A 16,680-nucleotide genomic window follows, 5' to 3' on the forward strand; every position below is an offset into this window, starting at 1 on the left:
GATCCGACTCCGTTGAAAATTCATGATCCGATACATCGCCGCGACCGTCGACATCTGATTCCGGCACACAGGATGCCTGACTACTTCCCGGCGGAGGCGCGTCTTTTGACCGGCCATCACCTGGATTCCGACGTGCAGGTGCAGATATTCAGGCACCGCAACACGACCCGGAGCCTGACCATTCCCGCCGTGGCGGAGCCGCTGCTGGTACTGGTGGTATCCGGCGCAGCGCTCGTCGAAGAGCGCGTGGATGACCAGGAGTGGATGGCATATGCCGTGGCTGCCGACGATTTTTTCCTTACCACATCGCAGGTTCCGTATGAAATGCGCTGGCATAGCGACAGTGGGGACGACTTCCAGGTCATGCACGTTTATCTCAGTCAGCGCCTGCTTGATCTTGCCGCTCGCGATGCCGCTGTCGGTGAACGGGCATTCCGGCTGAAGGAGGTCTCGGGCGGGCGCGACCCGGAGATTGCAGGATTGATGAGACTCCTGTTCGGTGAGATGACCCCGGACCGGCGCGCCAGCGCCAGCGCCAGCGCCATGTATCTACAGGGCATCGGCCAGGCGCTGGCAGTACATCTGGTGCGCAGGTACAGGGAGGAAACGGGATTTCCCCGGCAGCCGCACGCGCTACCCGTTTACAAGCTGCATCAGGCCATCGAGGCCATGCGCAACAACCTCGACCGCGAGTTCAACCTGACCCGCCTTGCGACAGACGCAGGCATGAGCCTGTCCCATTTCAGCCGTACGTTCCGGAAAGCGACCGGGGTCGCTCCGTCGCAGTACTTCATTCATCTTCGGATGGAAACGGCACGCCAGCTACTTCTCGGATCCGATTCAAGCATCCTCAGCATTGCTCTCGATGTCGGGTACAACAACCCAAGTCATTTCACGCACGTATTCAAACGCCACGTTGGCGTGACACCGCGCGAGTATCGCGAGAATTCCTAGGTTGACTGTCAGCACGTTTCAAGATGCCTTGAACGCGAGGGGTACCCAGCCGGCGCGCGTGCCGGAGCTCACGCCATCGATTCGAATTTAAGCGCCAGAAAATCGACCAATGCCCGCACCCGCGTCGGGACAAAGCGGCCACTGGGCAGCATCGCGTGCAACGGATAGGGCTCGGTGTCCCATGCTGTCAGCAGGGGCTGCAATGCGCCGCTGGCCAGATCCTGGCGTACGTCGATGTTCGACTTGAGCACAATGCCTGCGCCCGCCAGTGCCCACTCGCGGACCAGCGATGCATCGTCCACCGTGCGATCGCCACGAACCCGCACCTCCGTCCACTGACCGTTCAGGGCAAAGCGCCACAACTGGTGCCGGCGTCCACCGCGGGCAAACGTCAAGCAGTTGTGCTGCAACAGGTCCTGCGGCACGGCAGGAGCCGGGTGACGGCGTAGATACTCGGGCGATGCGCACAACACAGGATGTCCCATTGCCAACGGGCGGGCCACCAGGCGTGAATCGGCCAATGCCCCGTAGCGGATCGCCACGTCCACCTCGTCGCGCACCACGTCCAGAAGCCGATCACCCACGGTCAACGCCAGTTCCGCACCGGGGTGCAGCGCCAGAAATTCGCTGAACCACGGCAGCAAGGTGTTGCGAGCCAGATCTGACGGCGCCGCCACGCGTACCGTGCCCAGCAACTGGCCACGGTCGGCTGCGGCCTGGGATTCGCCCTCAGCCAATAGCTCGAATGCGCGGTGTGCGTAGTCCAGCAGGATTTGCCCCGACGGGGTAATGCGCATGGCCCGCGTGGAACGCTCGAACAAGCGCGTCCCCAGCTGAGTCTCCAGCCGTTTGAGTGTGGCGCTGGCAGCCGCCGGGGTTATGCCCAGAGCGCGAGCGGCGGCCGTGAGCGAGCCGCTCCGCGCGGTGTGCATCAGCACCTGCAGATCACCTATGTTTTCAATTTTCATTTGAAAGTCATTCTCTTCTATAGGCGCTTATCAATCAGCGATTGTGACTCTACAGTTCACCTCCCATCCACGCAATCCATTCGATCAGAGAGCAACCCATGAAAGCTGTTGGCTTCCACCACAACCTTCCCATCGAGAACCCCGCAGCACTCGAGGACCTGACGTTGCCCACTCCAACCTTGGAGCCACGCGATCTGCTGGTGCGCGTGTCGGCCACCTCCGTGAATCCAGTGGACACCAAAGTTCGACGCAGCTCAGCCCCGCCAGAAGGTCAGGCCAAGGTGGTGGGTTGGGATGCCGTGGGCATCATTGAGGCCATTGGCACGGGCGTAACGCTGTTCCAACCAGGTGATCGCGTTTACTACGCAGGAGCCGTCGACCGCCCAGGTGCGAACAGCGAACTGCATGCGGTGGATGAGCGCATTGTGGCGTTGGCCCCCACGTCGATAGACGACGCGAAGGCCGCGGCACTGCCGCTGACCGCGATCACCGCCTACGAACTGCTCTTTGACCGCCTGCGCGTGGCCAAAGGTGGCGGCAAGGGACAAAGCCTGCTGGTCGTGGGGGGGGGCGGGCGGTGTGGGGTCCATCCTTATCCAGCTGGCGCGCCAACTGACGCAGTTGCAGGTGATCGCCACCGCATCCCGCCCCGAAACCCGACAGTGGTGCCTTGACCTGGGTGCCCATGCGGTCATCGACCACAGTCGACCGCTCGCCGCGGAACTGGCCGCTGCTGGCTTTGGCCAGGTGGACTATGTGGCCAGCCTCACGCAGATGGCGCAGCACTACCCGCAGATGGTGGAGGCACTCAAGCCCCAGGGCGCGCTGGCTGCCATTGACGACATGACCGGGCTGGACCCGATGCTGCTCAAAGCCAAATCCATCTCCCTGCACTGGGAGCTGATGTTCACCCGCTCTCTGTTCCAGACCGAAGACATGGGCGAACAGGGAAAGTTGCTGGCCGAGGTGGCCGCGCTGGTCGATGCAGGTCGCATCCGCACCACGGCGCACACCCACTTGGGTGTCATCAACGCGGCCAATCTTCGGAAAGCCCATGCGCTGATTGAAAGCGGCAAGGCGCAAGGAAAAGTGGTGCTCTCCGGCTTCTGAGCACCCAATCTCGTCAGATCAAACCGCTTCCGCTCATTTCTTGAACCACTTCCAAAGGATATCGTGATGACCTCCAGCACCAGCACCAGAACCGTGGCAACGGCCTCCATCACACAAACGGCAGCGCACGCCCTGATAGCCGCCGCACGCGAAGCCGCCAGAGACGCCGGTATTGAAGTCACGATCGCGGTGACCGATGCCGCGGGGCATCTGAAAGCATTCGATCGATCCGACAAGGCGCCGTTCCTGTCCGTGGATGTAGCCATCAACAAGGCCTGGACAGCTGCATCCTTCGGTCTTGCCACCCATGTGTGGAATGCCCTTATGCAGGACAGCCAAGTGGCGCCACTGGCGCACCACCCGCGCGTGGTCGCGGTGGGTGGCGGTTGCCCGGTCACCGATGGCGGCCAGGTCGTCGGCGGCATTGGCGTCTCTGGTGGCAATGCGTTGCAGGACCAGCAAGTTGCCGAAATCGCACTCAAGGCGCTGGGATTCGAGCTGGCGGCCTGAGCCGTTCAGCTCCCTTGTCTGCGGGGCCGGCCTCAAGGTGAAACCAACCGTCGTGCAACCCGCAATTCACAAAAATCGTAGAGGACCAGCTGGAGGTTCCAGTCGGACCTTGTTCAATTCGACAGAAGAGACTCCCACAATGTATGGAATTTCTCCGCTTGGCTGGGTGCATACACTCGGCAGTCTTCCCGCCATTCCCGTGGCAGCATATATGTTCGCCCGTCACGGCCGCATAGTGCCACGTTCAATCCCTGGCAAAGTCTATTTCTGCGCCATGGTAATCGGTGCTACCAGCCTGTTTCTGTTTGCGCACGAGCCCGTAAGCTATGGCATTGCCATAGCTACGCTCCTGTTGTTGTTCGCTGGCTATAACGCCTGGCGATTCCCACGTCTGGGGCGCGCACTCACATACGCGGAAACGATCTGCCTGAGCCTGACCGCCTTCTTGCTGATGTTGCCCACAGTTTCTGAAACCCTTCGCCGCGTTCCAGATGGTCATCCCATCGCTGCCGACCTGAAGTCCCCCATTCTGCTTGAGGCTCAAGCCCTGCTTCTGGTGCTTTTCATTGCCGGAATATCCGCCCAGGTTATTTTCCTGCGCAGGCAAGGTCGCGCATTGACGAGCTCGGGTCGGAGTTGATTCCGTGCTGAGCGCCTGGCCACGAGCTTGAGCACGGTGTCGAGAAAGAACGCCCGAATACGGGGTTCATTCCAGTGTCGTGCCGCATGTCAATCGCAGCGGGACGCTGATCTGGCCACACTGTTCCCATCGAGAGCGGCAGCCACTGGCAAGCCCGTCCTTGAAGGTTTCCGACTGCCATCTCAACCATTCAACTGGCCTGCTGCTGCAGGCCCAGGAGCCCACTCATGTCCATAACGCCTCGCTTCCTCGCATGCGCACTCGCCATTTCGGCTGCCGCAGCAAGCCAGTCCAGCTTCGCCACCGCATCCACCTCCTTGCCTGCAGACGCTCCTGCGGAAAGAACCATTGGCCAGCTCGACCAGGTGTTCGCCTTCCATGACGCGATGCCCACTGGAGTAACCGTCACCGACAACGGGCGCATCTTCGTCAACTACCCGAAATGGGGAGACGATGTGACGTTCACGGTCGGCGAAATCCGTGAGGGTCGGGTCTTCCCTTATCCCGATGCCGCGTTCAACCGCGAGGATCCCAACGATCCTGCCAACGGTCTGATCAGCGTGCAGAGCGTGGTTGCCGACGGCAAGGGTGCCGTTTGGCTGCTGGATACGGCAGCCCCCGGCTTTGCTGCCCCGAAGGCAGGCGGCGCGAAACTGGTCGCGGTGGATCTGGCCAGCAACAAGATCATCAGAACCCTGGTATTTCCGGCCAACGTGATGCTGGATGGCACCTATGTAAACGACATGCGTTTTGACTTCCGCGTCGGCAAGGAAGGTACGGTATATGTCACCGACTCATCCATCTCCGGCCCCGGTGCCATCATCGTGATGGACATCGCCAGCGGCAAAGCCGTACGGCGTCTGAGCGGTGCCAGATCAACGTCGCCGGATCCGGATTTCATCCCTGTGGTCGAGGGCCGGCAGGCACTCATCACCAGCGGTCCGGATGGCAAATCGAAGCCTCTGACCGTGGCATCCGATGGCATTGCGCTGTCCGCCGATGGCAAGACGCTGTACTTCTGCCCTTTGTCCAGCCGCCACCTGTACTCCGTGTCCACCACGCTGCTGCGGGACCCGAACGTCAGCGAGGCCCAGCTGGCGGAAGCGGTGAAAGATCTCGGTGAAAAGGGTGCCTCCGACGGCCTTGAAGCCGATGCCGATGGTGCCGTGTACGCCGGCGATTACGAGCACAACAGCATCCGCAGGCGACTGGCTGATGGAAGCTGGCAGACCCTCGTCCACGATCCCCGGGTGCTGTGGCCGGACACGTTGTCTATCGGGCCGGATGGCTACCTGTACTTCATCGCCAACCAACTCCAACGTCAGGCAGGATTTCATGATGGAATGGATCTGCGTGAGAAGCCCTACAGCCTGCTGCGCGTAAGAATCGACGCCGCCCCGGCTCCAACGCACTGAAGGAGGTATCAGGGGTCCCTGGAGCGCGACCCGATGACCAGCCGAGACAGCTGATCATGGGGGGCATTGGGAAATGGTTGGTTACTCCTATCGCAAGGGCAATGATCCGCTCGACGTCAGGTAGCTTGCACACCCTGCTTCCACTGCCTCGGCGACTGTCCCGTCTGCGACTTGAACGCACGCGACAACGCCGCTTCACTTCCATAGCCAACATCAATGGCAATGCGCTTGAGCGGTTGGCCCTTGCGCAATGCCAGCTGCACCAGCCGCGTGCGCCAGCCCTGCAGGTAGTGACCTGGCGTGCTGCCGATGGTGTCGCGGAAAGAGTCTGCGAAGGCGCTGCGCGACATGCCGGCGCGCTGGGCGAGCGATTCCAGCGTCCATTCCTGTGCGGGTTCTTCATGCATGGCCACCAGCGCATGACGCAGGCGCGGGTGGGCCATGCCAGCGAGCAGGCCGACGCGGAGTTGGCCGCTTTCCATCAGCGCGCGCAGGATCTGGATCATCACTACTTCGAACAATCGATCCAGCAGCGCCTGTCGGCCGCAGCGTTGCGCGAACGCTTCGTCGAACAGCACCGAGAGGATCGGCTGGCCGCCGTACAGCTCCGCCAAGGGCAGGCAGATCACCGGCGGCAGCGCAGCGGCGACCGGGTTGTTTCCACCGCCTTCGAACTGCAGATGGGCGCAGGCGAAATCGGCGCCGGTCGTCGGATCGGTGACGAAGCGATGCGCGAATGGACGGGGATACACGAGTACGCTGGGTTCGGTGATCTCCAGCACGCTGCCGTCGGGATGCTCCACCCGCACGCTGCCCTCGCGGATCAGGTGCAGCTGGCCGCGCTCGCCGTCGGCCGGCAGGTCGTTGATGCCGCACAGGGCGCCGGCGTGGAAGACCTCGGCGTTCACCGCGAAGCGGCCGAGCAGGGATTGCAGACGGTCGACCATTTCGGACTCCAGATCAAGTTTGCTGGACGTTATGTTGCCACACGTCCAGCCTGCAGGCGCATAGTACACCTCACCAACCGGTCTATCCTTTACCCAGCCAGGAGCTTCCCATGTCGATTGAAAAGGTTCTTTACACCGCACACGCCACCGCCACCGGCGGCCGCGAAGGCCACGCCACCTCGTCGGACAAGGTGCTGGACGTGCAGCTGTCCACCCCGCGCGAGCTGGGCGGCGCTGGCGGCCCGGGCACCAACCCGGAGCAGCTGTTCGCCGCCGGTTACTCGGCCTGCTTCCTGGGCGCGCTGAAGTTCGTGGCCGGCCAGGCCAAGGTTGCGCTGCCGGCTGAGACCAGCATCACTGGCAATGTGGGTATTGGCCAGATCCCGACCGGGTTCGGCATTGAAGTCGAGCTGCAGATCAGCGTGCCGGGCCTGCCGCGCGAGCAGGTGGAAGAGCTGGTGCAGAAGGCGCATATCGTGTGCCCGTACTCGAATGCTACCCGCGGCAATATCGATGTGACGCTGACCATCGTTTGAAAAAAATGGGCGGATGCCGGTCAAGTTGACCGTGCATCCGCCCATCCCACCGCGGTGGATCCCGGTTTACGGGATGCGTTCGTTGTTTCCGAGGGCCGGCCAACGGCCGGCGCGGTTACTGCTCCGGGGTTACCAGCTGTACTACGCTGGAGAAGTCGAGCTTGCCGCGGCCGGCCTGGTGATTCATGGAATACAGGTTGCGGGCCAGTTCGCCCAGCGGGATCGAGGCGCCCACGCTCATTGCCGCTTCCACGGCCAGGCCCATGTCCTTGAGCATCAGGTCGCTACCGAAGCCGCCACTGTAGCCGCGCGATGCCGGCGCATTTTCCAGCACGCCCGGCCACGGGTTGCACACTTCGGTAGCCCAGCTGCGGCCGGTGCTGACCGCCATCATCTGCGAGAGCACCTTCGGGTCCAGGCCGTGCGCCACGCCCAGTGCGATGGATTCGCCAGTGACGGCCATGATCACGCCGAGTGCCATGTTGTTGCACAGCTTGGCGACCTGGCCGGCACCGCTGGCGCCGACGTGGAAGATGTTCTTACCCATCGCCTGCAGCAGCGGGCGCGCACGCTCGAGTGCATCGGCTTCACCACCCACGATGAAGGTCAACGTGCCGGCAGCGGCGCCAGCGGTGCCGCCGGAAACCGGTGCATCCAGCATCTGCAGCCCGCGTGCGGCGGCCGCTTCAGATACCTTGCGTGCGGTGGCTGGCGCAATCGTGCTGCAGTCGATGACCAGCGCGCCGCCGGGGATGTCGGCCAGCAGGCCGTTGTCGCCCAGGTACACGCCTTCGACATGGCGGCTGGCCGGCAGCATCGAGATGACCACCTCGGCGTTGGTCAGCGTGTCCAGTGCCGAGCTGGCGGCGGTGGCACCTGCGTCGACGGCGGCCTGCACGGCGGCGGGCACCAGGTCGAACACGCGCACGGCGTGGCCGGCCTTGGCCAGGTTGGCGGCCATCGGGCCACCCATGTTGCCCAACCCGATGAATGCAATACGGCTCATGCGAGGCTCCTTTCAGGAACGGTGGCGCCCAGGTCGGCCAGCGGATGCGTGGCGTCGTCCCAGGGCGAAACGAAGAAGGTCTGCGCCCACTGCGGCGTCGCGTCGGCCAAGGTGGCCGGCTGCCAGCGCGGGCTGCGGTCCTTGTCGATCAACAGCGCGCGGATGCCTTCGGCGAAATCACCGTGGCCGGCGCAGTGCAGTGCGGCGATGTATTCGAAGCGATAAACGTCGGCCAGCGAGGCGCCGGCCGCACGGTGCTGCAGTTCCCAGGCCAGGCGTGCCGAACCCGGCGCACCGGCGGCCAGCGTGGCCTGCGCAGTCTGCAGCCAAGCATCATCGGTGTGCAGCGCGCCGATCGCATTGACCACGGCCGCCACGTCGTCGCCTTCGCACAGCGCGTCGAGGGTGGCCGCGTTGCGCAGCAGCGGGCCGGTGGCCGCGTCGCTGGCATGCTGCTGCAGCAGGGCGCTGAGCTGCTCATGGTTGCGCTTGGCGTCGTCGCTCCAGTGCACCTGGGCGAGCGCGCCGAACACATCGGCGCGCTGGGCCTCGGCGATATGGATGTCGGCCAGGCCCGCGTAGATGGCGTCGCCCCCGTTGAGCGGTGCCCCGGTGAGCGCCAGGAACAGGCCGCCCTTACCCGGCACGCGCGGCAGCAGCCAGCTGCCACCGACGTCGGGGAACAGGCCAACGGTGACCTCGGGGAACGCCAGTTTCGAGCGCTCGCTGACCACCCGATGGCTGGCGCCGGACATCAGCCCGACGCCGCCCCCCATGACGATGCCATGGCCCCAGCACAGGATCGGCTTGGCATAGGTGTGGATCAGGTAGTCGACGCGATATTCCACGTCGAAGAACTCGGCGGCGTACGTGTTGTCGCGCACGTCCGTGCGGCCGGCATCGCGGTAGGCGCGCATGCTCTGGTACAGGCTGTGCAGGTCGCCGCCGGCGCAGAACGCCTTTTCGCCCGCGCCCTGCAGCACCACCAGCGCGATGCCGTCGTCGGCCGCCCATGCGGTCAGGCGTTCATGCAGCAGGTGCGCCATGGGCAGCGAGAAGCCGTTGAGCGTACGCGGTGCGTTGAGCGTGGCAATGCCGATCCGCTTGCCGTTGGCGGCGCGCTGCTCTTCGAACAGCACCGGCGCCTCGACGTTGGCCTCGGCGGTACTCATGCGTTCTTCCACTGCGGCGCACGCTTTTCCAGGAAGGCGTTGACGCCCTCGGCCTGGTCGGCGCGGTCGAACAGGTCTACGAACGCCTCGCGCTCGGCGACCAATGCCGAAGCATGGCTGATGCCATTGCGGGTGGCCTGCACCAGGGTCTTGCAGGCGGCCACACTGGACGGGCTCTGCTTGCCGGCCTTCTGCGCCCATTCAATGGCCAGCGCCTTGGCTTCGCCCTTGCCGACCTTTTCTTCGGCCAGGCCGATGCGCACGGCGGTGTCGGCGTCGATGCGTTCGCCGAGCAGGATCATCCGCTTGGCCCAGCCTTCGCCAACCAGGCGCGGCAGGTTCTGGGTGCCACCGGCGCACGGCAGCAGGCCGACGGTGGCCTCCGGCAGCGCGACCTGGGCGTGTTCTTCAATGATGCGCAGGTCGCAGGCGAGCGCGCATTCCAGCCCGCCGCCCATGGCATAGCCGTTGATGGCGGCGATGGACACGCCACGGAAACCGGACAGCGCTTCGAAGGCTTCACCAAAGCGGCGCGCGGCTTCACGCGCGGCCGCCTTGTCGCCGGAGGCGAACTGCTTCAGATCCGCACCGGCAGAGAAGAACTTCTCGCCGCCGCCGGTGATGACCAGCGCGTAGATGGTCTTGTCCGCATTGAGCGCGCCGACCAGGTCGCGCAGCGCCGACAGGCTGTGCACGGTCCAGGTGTGGGCCGGCGGGTTGTCCAGCGTGACCACTGCGACATGACCGTCGGCGTCGACCTTGAGGCCCACGTGTTCGTGCTTGCGCCAATCCATCATCGCAGTTCCTCTTCGGTGTTGAGCAGGTGGCGGGCCACGATCACGCGCATGATCTCGTTGGTGCCCTCCAGGATCTGGTGCACGCGGCTGTCGCGCAGCAGGCGTTCGATCGGGTATTCGCGAATATAGCCGTAGCCGCCGTGGATCTGCAGGGCGTCGTTGCAGATCTGGAAACCGGCGTCGGTGGCGAAGCGCTTGGCCATGGCGCACCACACGGTGGCATCGCCGGCGCCGGCGTCGAGCTTGCGTGCAGCGGTGTGCACCATCTGCCGCGCGGCGACCAGCTGGGTGGCCATGTCGGCCAGCTTGAACTGCAGCGCCTGGAAATCGGCCAGCGGCTTGCCGAACTGGCGGCGCTCGCCCATGTAGCGGCGTGCGGCGTCCAGCGCGCCCTGCGCTGCGCCCAGCGAGCAGGCGGCGATGTTGATGCGGCCACCGTCCAGGCCCTTCATGGCCAGCTTGAAACCGCTGCCCTCTTCACCGAGCAGGTTGCCGACCGGCACGCGCACGTTCTCGAAGGTGATGCCACGGGTGGGCTGGCTGTTCCAGCCCATCTTCTCTTCCTTGCGGCCGTAGCTGATGCCGGCAAGGTCGGCAGGCACGGCGATGGCGCTGATGCCCTTGGCACCCGGGCCACCGGTGCGCGCCATCACCACCAGCAGCTCGGTGGCGCCGGCGCCGGAAATGAAGGCCTTGGAACCGTTGAGCACGTAGTGGTCGCCATCGCGCACGGCGGTGGTCTTGAGCGAAGCCGCGTCCGAACCGGCACCCGGTTCGGTCAGGCAGTACGAGGCCAGCTTGCTGCCCGAAGACAGTTCCGCACCCCATTCGGCGCGCAGGCTCTCCGTGCCCCAGTTGGAGACCATCCACGAGGCCATGTTGTGGATGCTCACATAGGCGCCGGTGGACGGGTCCACGTTGGCGAGCTCCTCGATGACGACGGCGGCGTCCAGACGGCTCAGGCCACTGCCCCCGACCTCGGGATCCATGTACAGGCCACAGAACCCCAGTTCCCCGGCCTTGGCGATCGCCTCGCGCGGAAAGATGCCCTCCGCATCCCATCGCGCGGCGTGCGGCGCCAGTTCGGCCTGGGCGAAGTCACGCGCGGCCTCTCTATAGGCCTGCTGCGCTTCTTCGAGTTCCGTCGTCATCGAGTTGCTCATAAACACTCCGTGCCCCTTCAGGCGCTTACTTCAGGCTGATCGTGGTGTTGACGCCGTGACCCAGGGTCTCGTCGTCGAACCAGCGCGAGGTGATGGTCTTGGTCTGGGTGTAGAACATCACCACCTGCTTGCCATACGGGCCCAGGTCGCCGAGCTTGGACGCGCGCGAACCGGTGAACGAGAACAGCGGCACCGGCACCGGGATCGGCACGTTGATGCCGACCTGGCCGACGTCGATTTCTTCCTGGAAACGGCGCGCCGCCGCACCGGACTGGGTGAACAGCGCGGTACCGTTGCCGTTGGGGTTGCTGTTGATCAGCGCGATGGCGTCATCCAGCGTTTCCGCTTCCAGGATGACCAGCACCGGCCCGAAGATTTCTTCGTCGTAGATGCGCATGCCCGGGGTGACGCCATCGAAGATGGTCGGGCCCACGAAGTTGCCCTTCTCGAAGCCATCCACCTGCGGGTTGCGGCCATCAAGCACCAGCTTGGCACCCTGCGCCACGCCGGAAGCGATCAGCGCTTCAACGCGCTCGCGGGCGGCGCAGGAAATCACCGGGCCCACGTCCGTACCGGCCACGCTGCCGGCGCTGACCTTGAGGGTCTTGGCCTTGGCTACCAGATCCGACACCCACTCGCGCGCTTCACCAACCAGCACCAGGGTGGAGGCGGCCATGCAGCGCTGGCCGGCCGCGCCGAAGGCGGCACCGACCATGGCGTTGAGGCTCTGTTCCTTGTTGGCGTCCGGCAGCACCACGGCATGGTTCTTGGCGCCCATCATGCACTGCACGCGCTTGCCGGCCAGCGAGGCGCGGTTGTACACGTGGGTGCCGACGCGGGTGGAACCCACGAACGAAACCGCCTTGATGTCGGGGTGGTCGCAGATCGCGTTGACCACTTCTTCGCCGCCGTGCACGACGTTGAGCACGCCCTTGGGAATGCCCGCTTCCAGCGCCAGTTCGACCAGGCGCATGGTGACCATCGGGTCCTGTTCGGACGGCTTGAGGATGAAGGTGTTGCCGGTGGCAATGGCCATCGGGAACATCCACAGCGGGATCATGGCCGGGAAGTTGAACGGGGTGATGCCCGCGCACACGCCCAGCGGCTGCAGCAGGGTGTAGGTATCCACGCCGTTGGCGACGTTGTTGGCCAGCTCGCCGAGCTGCAGGTTGCCGATGGCGGCCGCGTGCTCGACCACTTCCAGGCCGCGGAACACATCGCCTTCGGCGTCGGGCACGGTCTTGCCCTGCTCGGCGCTGAGGATGTGGGCCAGCTCGCTCATGTTCTCGCGGATCAGCTGCTGGTACTTCAGGAAGATGCGCGCGCGGGTGCCGATCGGGGTCTTGCGCCAGGTCTTGAAGGCTTCCTTGGCCGAGGCCACGGCGGCGTCCACTTCGCTGACGGTGGCGAACGGCACCTGGGCCAGGACATCCTGGGTGGCCGGGTTGACCACGTTCTGCCAGTGCGAGCTGGCCGATTCGACGAACTGGCCATCGATCAACATGCGGATACGGGGCGCTGCAACAGTCATGGCAATACCGGCGGGGTGCGAAAGGTGATTGGCATTATTCACATACGCTTACTCGCTTTCCGGGCTGTCTGCGCTTAATCTGGCCAATGCCCGCTACGATTTCTGTTAATTCTGTGAATAGCCAGCTTCCCCAGCGTCAGATTGGCCTGCGCCTGCTTCGTCTGCGCGAGCAGCGTGGCTACAGCCAGGCCGAACTCGCGCGCGCCTTGGGGCTGTCGGCCAGCTACCTGAACCAGATCGAGCGCAACAAGCGCCCACTGACCCCGTCGGTGCAGGCGAAGCTGCGCGAGGTGTTGGGCGACGTTACCGACCTGTTCGACGTGGATGAGCCCGGCGCGCTGCAGGAAGCCTTGGGCGAAACACTGCGCGACCTGGGCCTTGACCAGGTCAGCAGCACCGAACTGCGCGCGATGGCCGGCAACCTGCCGCAGATCAGCCGCGCCCTGCTCGACCTGCACCGCCGACACCTGCTGCTGCGCGAACATGCTGCCGCGCTGGAGTTCCAGCTGGGCGACCCGCAGGCGGGGCAGGCACTGCCGGCCGGCGACCAGGTGCGCGACTTTTTCAACCGCATGCACAACCACATTCCGGAACTGGACGACCTGGCCGAGCAGCTGTTCGGCGAATGGGGGCTGGTGGCCGGGCATGTGGCGCCGCGCCTGCGCCAGTTGCTGGCCGACCGCCACGGGGTGCTGGTGGAGGTGGGTCCGCTGCAGGCCGGGCGCGAGAAGCGGGTGTACGACGGCGGCAGCCGCACGCTGTGGCTGCCGGACTACCTGGAGGCGGGGCAGCAGGCGTTCCAGATGGCCGCCGAGCTGGCGCTGCTGGGCTATGCGGCGCAGATCGATGCGGTGATCGCGCGCGCGGGCTTCCGCGAACCGGAACAGATCGCGCAGGCGCGGATCGGCATGTCCAACTACTTCGCCGGCGCGCTGGTGATGCCGTATGCGCAGTTCCTGCGCGCGGCAGAACACAGCGCCTACGACATCGACGCGCTGGCGCACCGCTTCGGCGTGGGCTTCGAGGCGGTGTGCCACCGGCTCAGCACGCTGGCCCGGCGCAGCGCGCCGGGGCTGCCGTTCTTCTTCATCCGCGTGGACCGCGCCGGCAATGTGTCCAAGCGGCACTCGGCGACCGATTTCCACTTCTCGCAGGTGGGCGGCTCGTGCCCGCTCTGGATCGTGTACGAAGCCTTCAACCAGCCCGGGCGGGTGTTGACCCAGACCGCGCGCATGCCCGATGGGCGACGCCACTTCTGGCTGGCACGCCAGGTCAGCAGTGGCCCGATCGGCCACGGCCAGCCACGCAAGACCTTCGCAGTGGCGCTGGGCTGCGACCTGCAGCATGCCGAGCGGTTGATCTACTCGCGTGGGCTGGATATCCAGAGCCCGGGCAACTCGGTGTCGATCGGCCCGGGCTGCCGGGTCTGCCCGCGCGAGGACTGCATGCAGCGCGCGTTTGCCCCGTTGCCGGGCCAACGGTAGCGCCGGCCGTTGGCCGGCCCTCGGGGTGTCGGGGCATCCCTCTGGCCCTACGCTTACGAACGGTGCGGCGCCGCCTGGGCCGGCCAACGGCCGGCGCTACCCGCTATTGACCGCGTTTGCGGTCAATAGCTGGGGGTCACCTTCATCTGTGGCAACGGACGGGGCGCGCCGTCGGTGAGGTCGGGGCCCAGGTCTTCCCAGGTCTGGCCCTGCTCGACCATGAGCCGCCACAGCTGCTGCGACTCGCGGCGTTTTTCCTCCGAACTGAAGCGGTACGAGGGTGGCAAGGGCTCGCCCCGCGCAACCGATTCGTAGGCACCCTGCCACGCGCCCACACGCTGCGCGGGATCATCGGTGCGCGCCACCTCCAGCGTGTAACGCTGGTACGCCGACGCCAGGTTCCGCCAACGAATCCAATAGTGATTGGCGAACGAGAAATCGCAGAAGCGCTCACCCGCCACGCTGCCCTTGGCAGCGATACGACTGAGCACGGCCTGCGGCATGTCCAGGTTCATGCCGCCTTCGTCGCCCTCCAGCGATACATGCACGATGCGGTCGCGGTAGCCGGGAGCACGCGCCTGCAGCACATCGCGCCAGTTCTGCATGGTCGACACGATCGAGAACAGGAAGCCGGACATCTCCGCCGCCGCCAGCGGGCGCGCAATGGACTGGTAGCTGCGTTGCCAGCCATGCCGGTTTTCGGTGGGCAGGAACACGGCCGCATTGATGGCACCGGGCGAATCCGCTGACGCACGCAGCGGTTCTGCCTGGTGCGGGTAGACGAGGTTGATGCCGAACGTGGGCCAGCGTGGCAGCGCCTCATCGAACAGATGGATGGGGAAGTTGCTGCTGATCCCGCCATCGGAGAACCAGCACACCCGGAAGGCAGCGATGACCGGGCCGCAGGTGTGGCCGCCACTGGTGAGGCCTTCCATGCTGTCGGCCACGTTGCGGTTGTCGTGCGGGGGCACGGCATCGGCCACCGGTTCGCAGCGTCGCTCGCGCCGGGCCGGCTCATGCAGTGGCACGGCACTGATCAGCAGCGGAAAGCTCAGGCTCATGCGGGTGCCGACCAGCACCGGCAGCTGATCGCCTTCGGGCAGGCGGTAATAGTCCACGCCGTCCACCCGGTGCGGCGCGCCCGCGCGGGCCAGCAGCCACGCCACCACGCTGGCCGGGAACAGCTGCTCGAACTGGTCGCGGCGGAACCAGAACTGCGACGCGCTGAATGGCAGCGTGCGCGGTTCGGTGTGGGAGACGCAGGTGGTGATCATCTGCAGGCTGATCGCGTGCACGCCGGCCGGTTCACCGCTGTAACGCGGCGCGTTGTGCAGGTCGGCGAAGGTCAGCGGCTGGTCCAGCGGCTTGCCCGACAGCGCCTGTAGCTGGGTATGCAGCCAGTCGGTCAGCGCAGGGTTGTCGGCACCGGTCTGGGTTGCGCCCGAGCACAGCCCAAGCAGGTTGCGCCGCGCCACCCGCGCCACCCGCAGCGCCGATGCCAGCACGCCAGCCCCGTATGCACACAGCAGCGAAGGCAACAGCGTGGCCCAGATACCCTCCACTCCTGCCGCCAGCCAGCCGATGCCAAGCAGCCCGACCAGCGTGGCCAGCAGTTCCAGCGGCGCAATGGCGAATACCGCCGCCAGCAGGCAAAGGATCTTGCGCGGCAGCCCGGCCTTGCCGGTCAGCATCACCAGCAGCCGGTAGGCGGTACGGGCGCCGTAGGCGGGCTGGAACAGGCTGTAGATGAAGCCGCGCCGCGACAACTGGGTGGAGACATCGGCCAGCCCGGCAAACCCCGCCTGCGGTCCCAGTGGCTCGCCCGCCCGGCAACGCCGGTCGCCCAGCGCGGCCGCGGCAGCCACCGCTGCAGCAATCGCGCCGACCGAGGTGCCGCCGATGTTCTTGAAACGGTACTCGCGGGCCAACGACAGCACCGCATTGGGATACACGATGCCGCTGGTGATGCCGCCCTTCATGACCAGATCGCAGTACTTGTCCGCCACGTTGCCGTCCTCGGTCCATTGCCACGGACCCAGTATCCCCCAGCGCCCTCTCAGGGCCTGAGAACGGCGCCGCAGTTGCGGATTCGGGCGATGCGGATCAGCGAGATCATCGCCAGACGTCGTGGCATCACGGCCGACACCGCACTGCGGCTCGCGCGTTTCTTCGGTACCAGCGAGGGGTTCTGGATGAACCTGCAGATGTCCCACGACGCGGCCAAGGCGCGCGATGAGCTGGCCGACGTGCTGGCCCGCATCGAACCTTACCAGCCCGCCGCCTGAGCGCCGGCGCGCTGTAGGCCCCTGATTCCTGAATGCGCTAATATTTTTGCACTATTATTTATCAAACGCCACAATATTGACATTTCGTACCCATGGTGACGGCACAGAAAGGATTGACGGACGCCAATAGTTTAAAGTGCTAATATTATTGCTCTTTTCATG

Annotated in this window: 15 protein-coding genes and 1 pseudogene; 8 read left to right on the forward strand and 8 right to left on the reverse strand. The window is 65.2% G+C overall.

Features of this window, described 5'->3' with window-relative positions:
• Positions 1–12 precede the first annotated feature (12 nt).
• Positions 13–954, forward strand: a complete 942-nt coding sequence (locus J7J08_RS08315) for an AraC family transcriptional regulator (RefSeq protein WP_214903845.1) — start codon at positions 13–15, stop codon at positions 952–954.
• Between the two features lie 68 nt (positions 955–1,022).
• On the opposite strand, the gene J7J08_RS08320 is transcribed toward J7J08_RS08315, so the two are convergent.
• On the reverse strand, positions 1,023–1,922 hold the full coding sequence (locus J7J08_RS08320) for a LysR family transcriptional regulator (protein WP_251006512.1): 900 nt from the start codon (positions 1,920–1,922) through the stop codon (positions 1,023–1,025).
• 98 nt (positions 1,923–2,020) lie between these two features.
• On the opposite strand from J7J08_RS08320, the pseudogene J7J08_RS08325 reads away from it, so the two are divergent.
• The 4 genes and pseudogenes from J7J08_RS08325 (at position 2,021) to J7J08_RS08340 (ending at position 5,597) form a co-directional block, all read left to right on the forward strand.
• A pseudogene (locus J7J08_RS08325) lies at positions 2,021–3,032 on the forward strand (zinc-binding alcohol dehydrogenase family protein).
• Positions 3,033–3,098: 66 nt separating this feature from the next.
• The gene (locus J7J08_RS08330; RefSeq protein ID WP_214903848.1) at positions 3,099–3,542 is read left to right on the forward strand and encodes a heme-binding protein; all 444 of its coding nucleotides are present in this window, start codon (positions 3,099–3,101) and stop codon (positions 3,540–3,542) included.
• A gap of 139 nt (positions 3,543–3,681) precedes the next feature.
• Positions 3,682–4,182, forward strand: a complete 501-nt coding sequence (locus J7J08_RS08335; protein WP_214903851.1) for a hypothetical protein — start codon at positions 3,682–3,684, stop codon at positions 4,180–4,182.
• A gap of 227 nt (positions 4,183–4,409) precedes the next feature.
• Positions 4,410–5,597 (forward strand): L-dopachrome tautomerase-related protein, encoded by a 1,188-nt coding sequence (locus J7J08_RS08340; RefSeq protein WP_214903854.1) that lies wholly within the window; start codon positions 4,410–4,412, stop codon positions 5,595–5,597.
• 116 nt (positions 5,598–5,713) lie between these two features.
• Here J7J08_RS08340 and J7J08_RS08345 read toward each other — a convergent pair whose 3' ends face one another.
• Positions 5,714–6,544, reverse strand: a complete 831-nt coding sequence (locus tag J7J08_RS08345) for an AraC family transcriptional regulator (RefSeq protein ID WP_214903857.1) — start codon at positions 6,542–6,544, stop codon at positions 5,714–5,716.
• Between the two features lie 110 nt (positions 6,545–6,654).
• On the opposite strand from J7J08_RS08345, the gene J7J08_RS08350 reads away from it, so the two are divergent.
• Positions 6,655–7,080: an organic hydroperoxide resistance protein gene (locus J7J08_RS08350; protein WP_214903860.1), complete on the forward strand. Its 426-nt coding sequence runs from the start codon at positions 6,655–6,657 to the stop codon at positions 7,078–7,080.
• Positions 7,081–7,195: 115 nt separating this feature from the next.
• On the opposite strand, the gene mmsB is transcribed toward J7J08_RS08350, so the two are convergent.
• Genes mmsB through J7J08_RS08375 form a run of 5 tightly spaced genes read right to left on the reverse strand, consistent with a single transcriptional unit; the run spans position 7,196 to position 12,749 of the window.
• Complete coding sequence (gene mmsB, locus J7J08_RS08355) at positions 7,196–8,086, reverse strand: 3-hydroxyisobutyrate dehydrogenase (protein WP_214903863.1); 891 nt, start codon at positions 8,084–8,086, stop codon at positions 7,196–7,198.
• Positions 8,083–9,258 (reverse strand): enoyl-CoA hydratase/isomerase family protein, encoded by a 1,176-nt coding sequence (locus J7J08_RS08360; protein ID WP_214903866.1) that lies wholly within the window; start codon positions 9,256–9,258, stop codon positions 8,083–8,085. The genes mmsB and J7J08_RS08360 overlap by 4 nt, the downstream gene beginning before the upstream one ends.
• Positions 9,255–10,055, reverse strand: a complete 801-nt coding sequence (locus J7J08_RS08365; RefSeq protein ID WP_214903868.1) for an enoyl-CoA hydratase — start codon at positions 10,053–10,055, stop codon at positions 9,255–9,257. Before J7J08_RS08365 ends, J7J08_RS08360 begins: the two co-directional genes overlap by 4 nt.
• The gene (locus tag J7J08_RS08370; protein WP_214903870.1) at positions 10,052–11,218 is read right to left on the reverse strand and encodes an acyl-CoA dehydrogenase family protein; all 1,167 of its coding nucleotides are present in this window, start codon (positions 11,216–11,218) and stop codon (positions 10,052–10,054) included. Before J7J08_RS08370 ends, J7J08_RS08365 begins: the two co-directional genes overlap by 4 nt.
• 25 nt (positions 11,219–11,243) lie before the next feature.
• On the reverse strand, positions 11,244–12,749 hold the full coding sequence (locus J7J08_RS08375) for a CoA-acylating methylmalonate-semialdehyde dehydrogenase (RefSeq protein WP_214903872.1): 1,506 nt from the start codon (positions 12,747–12,749) through the stop codon (positions 11,244–11,246).
• An 86-nt stretch (positions 12,750–12,835) separates the two neighbouring features.
• On the opposite strand from J7J08_RS08375, the gene J7J08_RS08380 reads away from it, so the two are divergent.
• Complete coding sequence (locus J7J08_RS08380; RefSeq protein ID WP_214903873.1) at positions 12,836–14,233, forward strand: short-chain fatty acyl-CoA regulator family protein; 1,398 nt, start codon at positions 12,836–12,838, stop codon at positions 14,231–14,233.
• A gap of 122 nt (positions 14,234–14,355) precedes the next feature.
• Here the strand turns inward: J7J08_RS08380 and J7J08_RS08385 are convergent, their stop codons facing one another.
• Positions 14,356–16,239, reverse strand: coding sequence for an RpoH suppressor (locus J7J08_RS08385; RefSeq protein WP_343237719.1), 1,884 nt, complete (start codon positions 16,237–16,239; stop codon positions 14,356–14,358).
• A gap of 75 nt (positions 16,240–16,314) precedes the next feature.
• Here J7J08_RS08385 and J7J08_RS08390 point away from each other — a divergent pair, with 75 nt between their 5' ends.
• Entirely contained in the window at positions 16,315–16,518 is a 204-nt protein-coding gene (locus J7J08_RS08390; protein WP_285230672.1) for a HigA family addiction module antitoxin, read from the forward strand.
• The last annotated feature ends 162 nt before the right edge of the window (positions 16,519–16,680 follow it).

The organism is Stenotrophomonas sp. ISL-67, from assembly GCF_018612915.1.
GTDB lineage: Bacteria > Pseudomonadota > Gammaproteobacteria > Xanthomonadales > Xanthomonadaceae > Stenotrophomonas.